Source organism: Plantibacter sp. VKM Ac-2876 (assembly GCF_015350715.1).
GTDB lineage: Bacteria > Actinomycetota > Actinomycetes > Actinomycetales > Microbacteriaceae > Plantibacter > Plantibacter auratus.
The window spans coordinates 162,366-177,152 of sequence record NZ_JADKSI010000002.1 but is presented as its reverse complement, the minus strand read 5'-3'; the positions used below and the strand labels follow the sequence as shown (position 1 = coordinate 177,152).

Sequence of the window (14,787 nt, the reverse complement as noted above, 5' to 3'; positions counted from 1 at the left end):
TGCGCCTCGAACACGCTGCTCAGGAACGGACGATGTCGCCGTGGCCCTGACTGAGAAGCGTCCCAAGAAACAGAACCGCGAAGGGCGGATGTCCCTCGGCGAGCACCTCGTCGAGTTGCGGAAGCGGCTGTTCTACTCCGCCATCGGCATCATCGTCGGCATGGTCGCGGGCTTCATCGCCTCCGAGTGGATCATCGAGGCGATGAGCGCTCCCATCCTCGTCATCGCCGACGATCGCGGGCAGGCGTTCCTGAACTTCACCAACGTCACGAGCGCCTTCGACCTACGGATGAAGATCGCGCTCACCGCCGGCGTCGTGCTGTCCAGCCCGGTGTGGCTCTACCAGATCTGGGCGTTCCTCGTGCCCGGCCTGACGCGCAAGGAGCTGAAGTACGCGATCGGGTTCTTCGCGACCGCCGTGCCGTTGTTCCTCGCGGGCTGCTACGCGGGCTGGTTCGTGTTGCCGCACATCGTCGAGCTCATGCTCGGCTTCACCCCGACGGCGGCGGCCAACTTCCTCGACGCCACCACCTATTACGACTTCGTCCTGAAGCTGGTGCTCGCGGTCGGTGTCGCCTTCGTCCTGCCGGTGTTCCTCGTCCTGTTGAACTTCGTCGGTGTGCTCTCCGCAGCGGCGATCATCAAGGCGTGGCGGGTCGCGATCCTCGTCATCGTGCTCTTCACGGCCATCGCCACGCCCGCCGCCGACATCGTGTCGATGTTCGTCCTGGCGATCCCGATGGTCCTGTTGTACTTCGCGGCCTACGGCGTCGCCGTCCTCCACGACCGCAGTGCGGCCAAGCGGCAGCGACGCATCGACGCCGAACTCGGTAGCGCGGGGCTCGCATGAGCGACACCGCTTCGCCTGCCGAGCGGTATCGGGCAGCGGCGGTCCGGAACGCGACACCGAGGCTCCAGGAGTTCCGCGCGAGGCAGCGTTTCGACCTCGACGCGTTCCAACTCGAGGCGTGCGAGCGGATCGAGAACGGCAGCAGTGTCCTCGTCGCAGCTCCGACGGGTGCCGGCAAGACCATCGTCGCCGAGTTCGCGATCGCCCTCGCAATGCACGGCGACCGCGGCAAGGTCTTCTACACCACGCCGATGAAGGCGCTCAGCAACCAGAAGTTCCAGGAGCTCACCGCCGAGTACGGGTCCGAGCACGTCGGCCTGCTCACGGGCGACACGAACGTGAACGGCAACGCCCGCATCGTCGTCATGACGACCGAGGTCCTCCGCAACATGCTGTACGCGGACTCCGACGCGCTGACCGATCTCGCCTTCGTCATCATGGACGAGGTGCACTACCTGGCGGACCGGTTCCGCGGAGCGGTGTGGGAGGAGGTCATCATCCACCTCCCGCAGGCCGTCCGGATGGTGTCGCTGAGCGCGACCGTGTCGAACGCCGAGGAGTTCGGTGACTGGCTGCAGGCCGTCCGCGGCGACACCGCCGTCATCGTGTCCGAGGAACGCCCGGTGCCCCTCACCCAGCACGTGCTGATGCGGAACAAACTCATCGACCTGTTCGCCGCGCCGAGCCTCGCCGACACCCACCAGGTCAACCCGGAGCTCGTCCGGATGGCCCAGTTCGGCGGCCGAGCGCCGAACAGTCGTCAGTACAAGGACATCAGCCGCTACAACCAGCGACGAGCCCCGCATCGGGCCGAGAAGCTCGACCGCGGGCATTTCGTCCAGATGCTCGACGACCACCACCTGCTCCCGGCGATCTTCTTCGTCTTCAGCCGCGTCGGGTGCGATCAAGCGGTCAAGCAGGTCCTGCGCTCGGGCATCAGGCTGACCGAGGCGCACGAACGCGACGAGATCCGTCAGATCGTCGACGAGCACTGCCGGACCCTGCTCGACGAGGACCTCGCCGTCCTCGGATACTGGGAGTGGCTCGACGGTCTGGAGCGGGGCGTCGCAGCTCACCACGCCGGTCTCCTGCCGGCGTTCAAGGAGGTCGTCGAGGAGCTCTTCCGGCGGAAGCTCGTGAAGGTCGTCTTCGCGACCGAGACCCTCGCGCTCGGCATCAACATGCCGGCCAGGACGGTCGTCCTCGAGAAACTCGAGAAGTTCAACGGTGAGGCACGCGTCCCGATCACCCCGGGGGAGTACACCCAGATCACCGGGCGTGCCGGACGCCGTGGCATCGACGTCGAGGGCCACGCCGTGATCCAGTGGACCGAGGGGCTGCACCCGCAGTCCGTCGCCTCGCTGGCCTCCCGACGCACCTACCCGCTCAACTCCAGCTTCCGCCCGACCTACAACATGGCGGTCAACCTGATCGACCAGTTCGGCCGTCAACGCACCCGTCAGATCCTCGAGTCGTCCTTCGCGCAGTTCCAGGCGGACCGGGCCGTCGTCGGGATCGCCAGGAAGGTGCGCGAGCAGGAGTCCTCGCTCGCCGGCTACGAGAAGTCCATGGCCTGCCACCTCGGGAACTTCGTCGAGTACGCGGGCATCCGGCGCGAGCTCACGGACCTCGAACGCAAGGGCGAGCCGAACGGCTCGCGCGCGTCGAAGGACCGTCGCCAACGCAAGCTCGCCGAACTCCGCAAGCGGATGCGGGCTCACGCCTGCCACGTCTGCCCGCACCGCGAGGACCACGCTCGTTGGGCGGAACGATGGTTCAAGCTCAAGAAGCAGACCGACCAGCTGCGACAGCAGATCCAGACGCGGACGGGCGCGGTCGCGCGCGTGTTCGACCGGGTCGTCGACGTCCTGCTCGAGTACGAGTACCTGGCACGCGACGAGCACGGCGCGGTCGTCGTCGCGGCACCCGGACGCACCTTGAAGCGCATCTACGGAGAACGGGACCTCCTCGTGGCGGAATGCCTGCGCACCGGTGCCTGGAACGACCTCGATGCCGCGTCCCTCGCGGCGATGGCCGCCGCGATCGTGTACGAACCACGGCGTGAGGAGCAGAACACCCCGGAGCGCTTCCTGCCCCGCGGCCCGTTCCGCTCCGCGCTCGAACGGACGCAGGACCTCTGGAGTCGGCTCGACGACAGCGAACGGGAGCACCGTCTCCCGGGGAGCAACCCGATCTCGACCGGCCTCTCCCTCGCGATGCACCAGTGGGCCAAGGGTGCGAACCTCGACACGGTGCTCATCGAGGCGGAACTCGCCGCCGGCGACTTCGTGCGGTGGTGCAAGCAGACCATCGACCTGCTCGATCAGCTCCGCGTCGTCGACGGACCGGTGGGCCGTCATTCGCGTGAGGCGCTGGACTCGATCCGACGCGGCATCGTCGCGTACAGCTCGCTGTGAGGTCCCTGCACCGTCGGAGCGACCGGCTCCGACCGGCCGACGCGCTGGTCGACCGTCGTCCGCCGCTCCCGCTCTGGCTCGCGGCTGTCGTGGCCATCGCCGCCGGCCCGGTCCTCGACGCCGGCTTCCCGGACCGCGGGGTCTGGCCCCTGACGTTCGTCGGCATCGCCCTCGTCCTCCTCACCCTCATGGGGCGCAGCGTCGGCGGTGCGCTCCTCGTCGGCTTCCTGGCGGGGGAGTCGTTCTACCTCATCCACATCGAGTGGGCGACCGCCTACCTGGGTCCCGTCCCGTGGGCGGCACTGTCGACGCTCGAGGCCATCTTCTTCGCGCTCGGGGCCGTGCTCATCACCCTGGCGTACCGCTGGGTGCCGCGCGCCTTCCCCGGGATCGGGGGACGCGTCTGGTTGACCGCCGCGGTCGTCGCAGCCCTGTGGACCGCGCGCGAGACACTCGTGAGCACCTGGCCCTACGGCGGATTCCCGTGGGCGAGGATGGCGCTCAGCCAGTCCGAGAGCCCGTTCGCGCCGCTTGTCGCCTGGGTCGGGTTCTCGGGGCTGTCGTTCCTCATGGTGCTGCTCGTGGCACTCGCCCTGCAGCTCGCCGCGACCGCGGAGCTCCCGACGGTCAGCCGGGTCGGTACCGCGGTCCTCGCGGTCATCGCAGTGCTCGTCGTGCCGGCATGGCCGACGGCGACGACCGGGAGCATGCGGGTGGCTGCCATCCAGGGCAACGGCCCCGCCGGCTACTTCGACGCCGCAGCACCCGGCACCGTCATGCAGACCCAGATCGACGAGACGCTGCAGGTGCTCGACGCGGACGTCGACGTCGTGGTCTGGCCCGAGGGCAGCGCAGACCTCGACCCGCAGCGGGTTCCCCAATCGGCGGCAGCCCTTGACGCGTTGAGCCGCCGCATGGACGCACCGTTCGTCGTCGGTGCGATCTCCCAACGCGGCGACCGCTACTACAACTCGTCACTCCTTTGGGACGCCGCGGACGGCGTCCGCGACGTCTACGACAAGAAGCACCCGGTCCCGTTCGGTGAATACGTCCCGGACCGGAAGTTCTGGGAGCCGTTCGCACCCGACCTCATCGGCCTCATCCAGCGCGAGTACACCCCGGGTACGAAGGACAACGTCTTCGACATCGACGGCGTGCTCACAGGGATCAGCATCTGCTTCGACATCGCCGACGACCAGCTCACCCGCGACGCGGTGGCGGGCGGCGCGCGGATCGTGTTCGCCCAGACCAACAACGCGGACTTCGGGCAAACGGACGAGAACCAGCAACAGCTGGCGATCGCACGGCTCCGGGCGATCGAATCGGCTCGGTCCGTAGTGAACATCTCCACGGTGGGGACCAGCCAGATCATCGGGCCAGACGGCTCGACGATCGACAGCATCCCGGCCTTCCGCCCCGGATCGATGGTCTCCGAGGTGCCGCTCGCGGACACGGTCACGCCGTCGATGGCCTTCGGTCACCAGCTCGAGATGTTCATCGGTGGCATGGGACTCGCCTCGCTGGTCCTCGCCGGGTTCGCCGCCAGGCCTCGGCGCATCTCGAACCGTCCCCGGACATGACGATCGGCTGATCCGATACCGGATCAGCCGATCGAGGGGAGGCCTGTCAGGGGCTCGGTGTCACGCGCTCTTCTGCTGGCCGCGACGGGCCCGGAGATATGAGAGGCGCTCTTCGAGCAGCTCCTCGAGCTCATCGCGCGAGCGGCGCTCGAGCAGCATGTCCCAGTGGCTGCGGGGCGTCTTCACGTCACCGCGGTCGACGACGACGGGCTTCGAGTCGACGAGGAGGACAGCCTCCGCACCGCAGTGCCGGCACTCCCACAGTTCGGGGACTTCCGCATCGGCGGCGAAGGTCATGGTGGTCTCGCGCTCGCAACTCTGACACCGGTAGATGTGGTTGCTCCGCGCCGAGAATATGACGCCCTCTTCCGTTTGTAGACTCTGGGCGCCCAGGCGCATTCCGCGCAAACTGCGATCTGCCATTGTGTGGTCTCCTCTCGCTCGGCATCCACAGTTATAAACCCACAAGCTGGGTAAACTGTTCCGTTCACCCATCTGGCTATCAGCTCATGCCCAGCTGCAGCCACGCCGGATGCGGAGAGCTGAGCCGTCAGCGCGAGCGGACCACGTCGAGCGCGAGATCACAGCGGTCGGTGACGAGGCCGTCGACGCCGAGATCCAGCAGTCGTCGCATGTCGGCGGGGTCATTGACCGTCCACACGTGCACTTCCACACCGAGGGCGTGCATCTGTGCGAGGAGGCGCTTCGTCACGACGGGTACGCCGCGGAACCGTTCGGGCACCTGGAGCGCCTGGACACCGTCGAGCGACCGACGGAGTGCTCCACGGAGCCCGAGGGCGGCTGCGGGGAGGACGCGGAGCAGGATCCGGGCCGACGCCGAGGAAGCCACGGAGTCGGCGCCCGCCTCCCGTCCCACGGCCCGCACGATCGCGGAACGTCTGCCCTCGTCGAAGGAGGTGACGAGCACCCGATCGGCGGCACCGGCACCGATGATCGCGGCAGCCGCCGGTGCAGCCGCGGCCGCGGCCTTGATGTCGAGGTTGAAGCGTGCCCCGGGGAAGTCGGCCAGCGCCTCCGACAACGTCGGGATGCGATCACCGCCGAGGTCGATCCGCTGGAGTTCCACGAGTTCGAGATCCGCGATCGGTCTCGGATCGCCGGTGATGCGGCGCAGGGTCGGGTCATGGAAAAGGACGGCATGTCCGTCGCGCGTGCAGTGCGCGTCGGTCTCGACGTACTCGGCGCCGGCCGCCAGGGCACGGCGGAAGGACGACAGCGTGTTCTCGGGGACCCCCGGCCCGGCCAGCCCTCGATGGGCGAGGACCCGAGGGCGGGCCGGACGGAAGTAGGGGAGGACCGCTGTCGTCACCGCGTGCTCAGCCCTCGGGCTGGACGGGGGTCGTCGGCGCCGATGGCGTCTGGGGTGACGCGGCCGGCGCTGTGGTGAAGGAGGGCGTCTGCGCAGCTGCGGCCGCCGCCCGTGCCGTGGCGGCAGGGTCGCGGGTGTTGCCCGGCCCGAAGGCGGAGCCGATGCCCTTGAGCGCCTCGGTCAGTTCGCTCGGGATGACCCAGAGCTTGTTCGCCTGGCCTTCCGCGAGCTTCGGGAGCATCTGCAGGTACTGGTAGCCCAGGAGCTTCTCGTCGGGGTCGCCGTCGTGGATGGCCTTGAACACCGTCTGGATGGCGGACGCCTCACCCTGAGCACGGAGCACGGCTGCCTGGGCATCACCCTCGGCGCGGAGGATCTCTGCCTGCCGCGCACCCTCGGCCGTGAGGATGGCCGACTGCTTGGTTCCCTCAGCGGTGAGGATGAGGGCTCGACGGTCGCGCTCGGCCCGCATCTGCTTCTCCATGGAGTCCTGGATGGAGAGCGGCGGGTCGATCGCCTTGAGCTCGACGCGTCCGACGCGGATCCCCCATTTACCGGTCGCCTCGTCGAGCACGATGCGGAGCTTGCTGTTGATCTCGTCGCGGCTCGTCAGCGCCTCCTCGAGGTTCAGCCCACCGACGACGTTTCGGAGCGTCGTCGTGGTCAGCTGCTCGACGGCACCCAGGTAGTTCGCGATCTCATACGTCGCGGCTCGGGCGTCGGTCACCTGGAAGTAGACGACCGTGTCGATCGAGACGACGAGGTTGTCTTCGGTGATCACCGGCTGCGGCGGGAAGGAGACGACGGTCTCGCGCAGATCGATGAGCGGCCGCAACCGGTCGATGAAGGGGATGAGCAGGTTCAGACCCGGCAAGAGGGTCTTGTGGTACTTGCCGAGCCGCTCGACCACGCCGGCGCTCGCCTGCGGGATGATGCGGATGGATCGGAACAGCACCACCAGCACGAAGATGACGACGATGGCCGCGATCACCCAGCCGATGATCGCTCCTGATGAGATGTCGTTCACGACTACTCCTTCTGCTCGCCCAGCGGTGCCGGGTGGGTTGGGACGGGGACGACGACGGCGGTGGCACCGTCGACGACGGACAGGACGATGCGCGTGCCGGGCTCGAGGGACGACGCGGGGGAGTCGTGCGGGGTCCTGGCGGTCCAGACCTCGCCGTTGCCGAGCTTCACCTGGCCACCGTGCGGGGTGACCGTCGAGAGCACGAGCCCCGGCATGCCGAGGAGCGCGTCGACGTTGCTCTTCGCCGGGTCCGCGCCGCGTTGCAGCGCTCGGAGCAGCGGCGGCCTGACGGCCAACAGGAGCAGGAGGGCGGCAGCGGCTGCGATGAGCAGCTGGAGCCACCACGGAGCGCCGAGGAGGCCGGAGAGCAGCCCGACGGCGCCGCCGAGCGCGAGCATGAGGAAGGTGAACTCGAGCGACAGGATCTCGATGATGACGAACACGAGGATCAGGACCAACCAGGCGATCCAGGCGTACTCGGTGATGACGTCCATGGTGCGGATTCCTCCCGGATCGGCTCTCGCGTCTGCCGCCTCGCAGTCCGGGGGAGCGCGAGACGGTGCGCCGGTCGGGTTCAACGCTATCAGCTGGGCGGACCACCGAACCGGATCCGTCTGCCGGTTGTTGGTAAGGTCGTTGGCTGGAACCAGCCGCCGATGAGCGGCCCCAGATCTGAAGGAGCCCTCACGTGACGAACCCCCTGGCCGCCGGATCCCTCTCCGGGAAGAACGTCCTCGTGACGGGCTCGTCCCGCGGCATCGGTGCCGACACCATCCGGTACTTCGCCGGTGCCGGCGCCAACGTCGTGATCAACTACCGGAACAAGGAGGCTCGCGCCGTCAAGCTCGCCGACGAGGTGCGAGCCCTCGGTGTGCAGGCCGTGGTGGTCGGGGCCGACCTCACCGACCCCGCCTCGGTCGCCGCGATGTTCGCGACGACGAAGGCCGAACTCGGCGACCTCGACGTCCTGGTGCTGAACGCCTCCGGAGGGATGGAGAGCGGCATGGCCGAGGATTACGCGATGCAGCTCAACCGGGACGCACAGGTGAGCGTCGTCGAACACGCCCTCCCGCTGCTCCGCCCCGGCTCGCGGATCGTGTTCGTCACGAGCCACCAGGCGCACTTCATCCGGACCACGCCGACGATGCCCGAGTACGTGCCGGTCGCGACCTCCAAGCGCGCGGGCGAGGATGCGCTCCGCGCCAAGCAGGACCAGTTCGACGCGGCCGGTGTCGAGTTCGTGGTCGTCTCGGGCGACATGATCGAGGGGACCATCACCGCGACCCTGCTCGAACGCGCCAACCCCGGAGCGATCAGCTCCCGCAAGGAGTCGGCCGGTCGTCTCTACAACGTGGGCGAGTTCGCGGCCGAGGTCGCCTCGGCCGCCGTGGACCCGATCCCCGAGGACCACACCCGCTACGTGGGGGACACGAGCGACTTCATCGCCGAGTAGTCGACGATCCTGACACGACGAACGCCCGGTCCCTCGAGGGGCCGGGCGTTCGTCGTCCTGCCACCCGGGGTCAGCCGGCGAGACCGGCCCGCTTCACCTGCTTGCCGAAGGTGATCGCCTGGATGATCTCGACGACGCCGGCCGCGATGAGGAAGAACGCGGTGACGAGCAGGAGGGTCACGGCGGCGAGCAACGGGTTCGCGAGGACGAACACGCCGGCGACGACGCTGATGACGCCGTAGAGGATGGTGATCCACCGCGACACGTCCGGTGCCGAGTCGAACAGCGAGGCCACGCCCTCGACGATCCAGGAGACACCGATCACGAAGACGAGTGCGCCGATGCCGAGCAGCGGATCGATGAAGATGTAGACGCCGGCGGCGAGCAGCAGCACACCGAACACGATCGTGAGGACCCGCCAGAGTCCGCCGTGCTCCCGAGCTACGACGCCACGCGTGATGCGGGCGATCCCGGCGACCAGGAAGTAGACGGCGAAGATCCACGCGACGGCGACCAGTGAGGCCTTCGGCGCGACCAGCAGGAAGACACCCAAGAGGATCGTGAGGATCCCTCCGACGGCGAAGGCCCATCGGACACCGGAGATCTGGCTCGCGGTCAGCTTGGCGGAGTTCAGCGTGTAGGTGGTGGCGGATGGTTCGGACATGGTCGGCTCCTGACGGTGGACAGTGCGGCGCTCCCGAGCAGACCGGGTGCGTTCCACCAGTGTGACGCATTCACACAGGTGTTTCACAGCATGACCTTCCATGTCGCGCGGATCAGTGTCGATCGAGGCGAGACGCCAGCCGATGACGACGGATACGCTGATCGCCATGACCGAGACGCCGATGCACACCAGGGCAGCCGACAGCCACGACGTCATCCGGGTCAGGGGTGCCCGCGAGCACAATCTGCGCGACGTCGACGTCGACCTCCCCAAGCGCCGCCTCACCGTGTTCACGGGCGTGTCCGGCTCGGGGAAGAGCTCCCTCGTCTTCGGGACGATCGCCGCCGAGTCACAGCGGATGATCAACGAGACCTACAGCGCGTTCGTCCAGGGCTTCATGCCGTCGCAGGCGCGGCCCGACGTCGACGTGCTCGAGGGACTCACCACGGCGATCATCGTCGACCAGGAGCGGATGGGCGCGAACTCGCGTTCGACGGTGGGCACGGCGACCGACGCGAACACCATGCTGCGCATCCTCTTCAGTCGGATCGGAGACCCGTCCATCGGGTCTCCACAGGCCTTCTCCTTCAACGTCGCCTCGATCAGCGGCGCCGGAGCGGTGACCATCGAACGCGGGGGACAGAGCACGAAGGAGCGGCGGAGCTTCTCGATCACCGGCGGCATGTGCCCGCGGTGCGAGGGCATGGGCACGGTGAACGACATCGACCGTTCCCAGCTCTACGACGCCACGAAGTCGCTCAACCAGGGCGCGCTCACGATCCCCGGCTACACACCCGACGGCTGGGGCGTGCGGATCTTCACCGGATCCGGATTCCTCGACGCGGACAAGCCCATCCAGGACTACACGGAGCGGGAGCTCCACGACTTCCTCCACAAGGAGCCGGTGAAGGTCAAGGTCGGCGACATCAACATGACCTACGAGGGCCTGATCCCGAAGGTGCAGAAGTCGTTCCTCTCGAAGGACCGTGAGGCGATGCAGCCGCACATCCGCGCATTCGTCGACCGCGCCGTCACCTTCACCACGTGTCCGGCGTGCGACGGGACCCGGCTGAGTGAGGGCGCGCGGAGTTCGCGCATCGCCGGTCGGAACATCGCCGAACTGTGCGCGATGCAGATCAGCGACCTCGCGACGTGGACCCGGGCGCTCGATGAACCGTCGGTGCGCCCACTCCTGACGGTCCTCCAGGAGACGCTGGACTCCTTCGTCGCCATCGGGCTGGGGTACCTGTCACTCGACCGCACGACGGGCACCCTCTCGGGTGGGGAGGCGCAGCGGACGAAGATGATCCGCCATCTGGGGTCGTCGCTCACCGACGTGACCTACGTGTTCGACGAGCCGACCGTCGGACTGCACCCGCATGACATCCAGCGGATGAACGAACTGCTCCTGCGGCTCCGCGACAAGGGGAACACCGTCCTCGTCGTGGAGCACAAGCCGGAGACGATCACGATCGCCGACCACGTCGTCGACCTCGGCCCCGGAGCCGGGACCGGCGGGGGACAGGTGACGTTCCAGGGGAGTGTGGACGGCCTCCGAGCGAGCGACACGCTCACCGGACGCCACTTCGACGACCGCGCCGCGCTCAACCCGGCGTTGCGTCGACCGACAGGTGTCATCGAGATCCGCGGCGCCGACCGGCACAACCTGCAGGGCGTCGACGTCGACGTGCCGCTCGGCGTCCTCGTGGTCGTCACGGGAGTCGCCGGCTCGGGCAAGAGCTCGCTCATCCACGGCTCCGTCACCGGGCGTCCCGGCGTGGTGACGGTCGACCAGAGCCCGATCCGCGGCTCGCGTCGCAGTAACCCGGCGACGTACACGGGTCTGCTCGAGCCCATCCGCAAGGCGTTCGCGAAGGCCAACGGGGTCAAGCCGGCGCTGTTCAGCTCGAACTCGGCGGGAGCCTGCCCGAACTGCAACGGCGCAGGTGTCGTCTTCACCGATCTCGGCGTCATGGCGAGCGTCTCGACCGTCTGCGAGGTGTGCGAGGGTCGCCGGTTCGATGCTTCCGTTCTGGAATATCAGTTGGGGGAGCGGGACATCAGCGAGGTGCTCGCGATGTCGGTGACGGAGGCCGAGGCCTTCTTCGCCGACGGGCCGGCCCGGACGCCAGCCGCGCACGTCATCCTGGCGCGACTCGCCGACGTCGGGCTCGGCTATCTCAGCCTCGGACAGCCGTTGACGACCCTGTCAGGAGGCGAACGACAGCGACTGAAGCTGGCGACGCAGATGGCCGATTCGGGCGAGGTCTACATCCTGGACGAGCCGACGACGGGCCTGCACCTCGCCGACGTGGAGAACCTGCTCGGACTCCTGGACCGCTTGGTGGACTCCGGGAAGTCGGTCATCGTCATCGAGCACCATCAGGCGGTCATGGCACATGCGGACTGGATCGTCGACCTCGGACCCGGCGCAGGTCATGACGGCGGACGCCTGGTGTTCAGCGGGACACCCGCCGAGCTCGTCGCCGATCGCTCGACGCTGACCGGAGAACATCTCGCTCGGTACATCGGCTCCTGACGCGCCCCGGTCGTCGCCGCGGTCCTCATGTCGGTGATGCAGGCCCACGTGACCCGATGCGACCCCGCTCGCGGCGGGTTGGAAAGAGCTGATAATGCACATTATGTCAACTCAGTCGAATCTGGCCTGCCCCGCGGCTCGGGTTCGGAGGTCCTGGCCCAGGATCACCGCGTGGACCCGGTCGCGGAGGTGCAACTTGGCGAAGATGCGGTTGACGTGCGTCTTGACCGTGGACGGCGACAGGTGGAGTGCGTCTGAGATCTCACGATTCGACAGCCCGGCGACGATGCATCCGAACACGTCGAGCTCGCGCGGGCTGAGCGGGTCCAGCGGATGGGCTGTCTCACCTGCTCCCCCGTGCTCGCGCGACCGTCCACCGGAGGCATAGTGCTCGATGAGTCGCTTCGTGATCCTGGGTTCGACGACGGCTTCGCCGGCATGGATCGTCCGAACAGCCTCCTGCAACCGGTCTGGTGGGGTGCTCTTCAGCAGGAAGGCGCTGGCGCCGGCGTCGAGGCCTCCGAACGCGTACGCGTCGATGTCGAAGGTGGTGAGGATGAGGACGCGTGTGGCCGGGTGGACCGTGGTGATGATCCTGGTCGCTTCGACGCCGCCCATGCCGGGCATCCGCACATCCATGAGGACGACGTCCGGTCGCAGTTCCCGTGCACGCCGAATCGCCTCCTCACCTGTCGCCGCCTCCCCCACGACCTCGATGTCGGGCGCGGAATCCAGGGTCAGCGCGCTGCCCACCCGGACGAGTTCCTGGTCGTCCACCACCAGCACGCTGATGATCGAGGGACTGGGCATGCTCACGTCGCTGCTCCTCGGTCGATGTGCAGCGTCGCGCTCGTCGACCAGCCCCCGCCCGCGCACGGCCCTGCTTCGCTCGTGCCGCCGTACGCCGCGGCTCGAGCGGCGATACCCGGGAGCCCCTGCCCACTCCCCTGGCTCGGAGCTCGAGTTCGGTGGGTGTCGATGCGGCCGTCGTCGGTGACCCGCACCGCGACGGTGCCGGGCGCCACGTCGATGCCGACCTCGACTCGCGTGGGGTCGACGGCGTACCGCAACACGTTGGTGAGCGACTCTTGGACGATCCGGTAGATCGTCGTCACCAGAGCGGGCTGCTCCGGCATGGCCCCGCCGGAGCGGGTGAGCGTGACGGGCATGCCGGTGCTGCGAAAGATTTCGACGACCTCCTGCACGTCGGAGACGTAGTGTCCCGACCGCTGCAGGCGCCGATCCAGCACCGCATCCCCCTCTCGGAGTACCTGCAGGACGCGGTTCATCTCGCCCAGCGCGCTGCGCCCGACACCACCCAGCTGCGCGAGCGCTCGGGCCGACCGCTCGGGGTGCCGTTCCCAGCCGCTGGACGCCCCGTCCGCGAGGGAGATCATCGTCGACAGCGAGTGGGCGACGACATCGTGCATCTCCGCGGCGATCCGCTGCCGCTCCACCACCCGCGCCGTGGTGAGTCGTTGGTTCACGAGTTGCGTGAGGGCCGCTCGGCGCTGCGTCACACCGCGGGCGGCGACACCTGCGGCAAGAGCGAGCAGCGCCAGCGGTTCCAGCAACGACGGGGCCTGGGTCGACCCCGTCATGAGCAGACGGACGAGCAGTCCCGCCGCAGGGAGTCCCACGAGGACCGCGTAGCCCGACAGCGCGGTTCTGGTGGGCAGCATGGCGGCTACCGAATACAGTGCGACGGCGGCGGGCAGCGTCAACGGTGCGACGGGGGCGGGCAGGAGCACACCCGCCGTGTTCGCGAGCGCGGCGGCGACGAGGATCGCCCGCGGATACCGACGCCGCCACAACAGGAGCACGCTCGAGAGGATCACCAACGGCAACCCCGGCCAGAGCGGTTGCGCACCCGGCAGGACCAGCCCGAGCGCCTGGACCAGGAGACAGGTCACAGCGACCAGTGCGTCGACCACACGCTGGTGGGCGCTGAACCAGCGCAGCACGCGTGTGCCGAGGACACGGTCGACCTCCGCGGCGTCCACGACCGGCCGGATCGCACTCATACCCTTGCCACCTCCACGCTGAGCTCGGCTCTCATTCTCCCTCGCGCCCCTCGTGAGCACCGTTCAGGCGTCCCGGCGCAGGAACGTGATCGCTGCGACGACGAACGAAGCCAGCGTCCAGATCAGCAGAACGGCATACCCGGTCCACGGTCCCATCGGGTCCGTACCGGTCGGGGCGAGGAGCAGGGAGCCGGCCTGGATCGGGAAGAAGCGGGTGATCTCGGTGCCGTATTCGGAGAACATCTGCGGGATCACCGGCACGATGAGGAGGAGCACGATCGTCGCGAGCACCGCGGCGACGACGTTGCGGATGATGGTGCCGAGTGCGATTCCGAGGATGCTGATGGTGGCCAGGTAGAGCCCGGATCCGAGCACCAACCGCGCCAGGTCGGGTGTCTCCAGCACATAGCCGTATCCGCCCCCTGCCAGGATGACAGGCGCGAGCGCGAACGCGACGGCTGAGCTGACGACACCGACGAGGAACGAGACACCCGCGATGATCGAGGCCTTCGCGACGAGCACCGCCGTCCGACGCGGAACCGCGAGTAGTGTCGTGCCGATCTGAGCGGACCGGTACTCGTTCGTGATCATCAGGACGGCGAGCACCGCGAGGACGATGCCGACGTAGCCGGTCTTGTCGACGATCATCTCGGGGTACGCGTCGTAGTTCGCCTTCGGTGACCCGCGGTCGCGGAAGACGTACGCCCAGGGCATCGCGATCCCGTTCGCGGTCAGCAGCAGGAACGCGAATCCTGCGAGGACGTGGTTCGAGGCGAGTCCACGGAACTTGATCCATTCGGAGACGATGGTGCCGCCGAGGCTGACATCGCTTGCGGAGAAGCGCCGCACGACGGGTGCTGCGGCCATGCCGGTGGTGGTGCTCATGAGGATGGTGTCCTTTCG

General features: G+C 68.1%; 13 protein-coding genes. 5 read left to right on the top strand and 8 right to left on the bottom strand.

What is annotated here, in order from left to right; genetic code table 11:
• Positions 1 to 88 precede the first annotated feature (88 nt).
• From tatC to lnt, 3 genes are read left to right on the top strand one after another with little or no spacing between them, the layout of a single operon-like run.
• Entirely contained in the window at positions 89 to 850 is a 762-nt protein-coding gene (gene tatC, locus ITJ62_RS07230) for a twin-arginine translocase subunit TatC (protein WP_071260381.1), read from the top strand.
• Positions 847 to 3,267, top strand: a complete 2,421-nt coding sequence (locus tag ITJ62_RS07225; protein WP_194600556.1) for an RNA helicase — start codon at positions 847 to 849, stop codon at positions 3,265 to 3,267. Before tatC ends, ITJ62_RS07225 begins: the two co-directional genes overlap by 4 nt.
• Positions 3,264 to 4,847, top strand: a complete 1,584-nt coding sequence (lnt, locus tag ITJ62_RS07220; protein ID WP_194600553.1) for an apolipoprotein N-acyltransferase — start codon at positions 3,264 to 3,266, stop codon at positions 4,845 to 4,847. Before ITJ62_RS07225 ends, lnt begins: the two co-directional genes overlap by 4 nt.
• Before the next feature lie 60 nt (positions 4,848 to 4,907).
• On the opposite strand, the gene ITJ62_RS07215 is transcribed toward lnt, so the two are convergent.
• From ITJ62_RS07215 to ITJ62_RS07200, 4 genes are all read right to left on the bottom strand, one after another.
• Positions 4,908 to 5,270, bottom strand: coding sequence for an RNA polymerase-binding protein RbpA (locus tag ITJ62_RS07215; protein WP_064296965.1), 363 nt, complete (start codon positions 5,268 to 5,270; stop codon positions 4,908 to 4,910).
• A gap of 127 nt (positions 5,271 to 5,397) precedes the next feature.
• Positions 5,398 to 6,177 (bottom strand): glycerophosphodiester phosphodiesterase family protein, encoded by a 780-nt coding sequence (locus tag ITJ62_RS07210; protein WP_194600550.1) that lies wholly within the window; start codon positions 6,175 to 6,177, stop codon positions 5,398 to 5,400.
• A gap of 7 nt (positions 6,178 to 6,184) precedes the next feature.
• Positions 6,185 to 7,204 (bottom strand): SPFH domain-containing protein, encoded by a 1,020-nt coding sequence (locus ITJ62_RS07205; protein WP_194600547.1) that lies wholly within the window; start codon positions 7,202 to 7,204, stop codon positions 6,185 to 6,187.
• A 2-nt stretch (positions 7,205 to 7,206) separates the two neighbouring features.
• Positions 7,207 to 7,698 (bottom strand): NfeD family protein, encoded by a 492-nt coding sequence (locus tag ITJ62_RS07200; protein WP_194600544.1) that lies wholly within the window; start codon positions 7,696 to 7,698, stop codon positions 7,207 to 7,209.
• A 194-nt stretch (positions 7,699 to 7,892) separates the two neighbouring features.
• Between ITJ62_RS07200 and ITJ62_RS07195 the strand changes: the two genes are divergently transcribed.
• Complete coding sequence (locus ITJ62_RS07195; RefSeq protein ID WP_079002548.1) at positions 7,893 to 8,657, top strand: SDR family oxidoreductase; 765 nt, start codon at positions 7,893 to 7,895, stop codon at positions 8,655 to 8,657.
• Between the two features lie 70 nt (positions 8,658 to 8,727).
• Here the strand turns inward: ITJ62_RS07195 and ITJ62_RS07190 are convergent, their stop codons facing one another.
• Positions 8,728 to 9,321, bottom strand: coding sequence for an HdeD family acid-resistance protein (locus tag ITJ62_RS07190; protein ID WP_194600541.1), 594 nt, complete (start codon positions 9,319 to 9,321; stop codon positions 8,728 to 8,730).
• A gap of 142 nt (positions 9,322 to 9,463) precedes the next feature.
• Between ITJ62_RS07190 and ITJ62_RS07185 the strand changes: the two genes are divergently transcribed.
• Positions 9,464 to 11,860, top strand: coding sequence for an excinuclease ABC subunit UvrA (locus ITJ62_RS07185; protein ID WP_228498108.1), 2,397 nt, complete (start codon positions 9,464 to 9,466; stop codon positions 11,858 to 11,860).
• A 111-nt stretch (positions 11,861 to 11,971) separates the two neighbouring features.
• Here the strand turns inward: ITJ62_RS07185 and ITJ62_RS07180 are convergent, their stop codons facing one another.
• From ITJ62_RS07180 to ITJ62_RS07170, 3 genes are all read right to left on the bottom strand, one after another.
• The gene (locus ITJ62_RS07180) at positions 11,972 to 12,670 is read right to left on the bottom strand and encodes a response regulator transcription factor (protein WP_194602376.1); all 699 of its coding nucleotides are present in this window, start codon (positions 12,668 to 12,670) and stop codon (positions 11,972 to 11,974) included.
• Positions 12,671 to 12,672: 2 nt separating this feature from the next.
• The gene (locus ITJ62_RS07175; protein WP_194600535.1) at positions 12,673 to 13,884 is read right to left on the bottom strand and encodes a sensor histidine kinase; all 1,212 of its coding nucleotides are present in this window, start codon (positions 13,882 to 13,884) and stop codon (positions 12,673 to 12,675) included.
• Between the two features lie 63 nt (positions 13,885 to 13,947).
• Complete coding sequence (locus tag ITJ62_RS07170; protein WP_194600532.1) at positions 13,948 to 14,769, bottom strand: ABC transporter permease subunit; 822 nt, start codon at positions 14,767 to 14,769, stop codon at positions 13,948 to 13,950.
• Positions 14,770 to 14,787 lie beyond the last annotated feature (18 nt).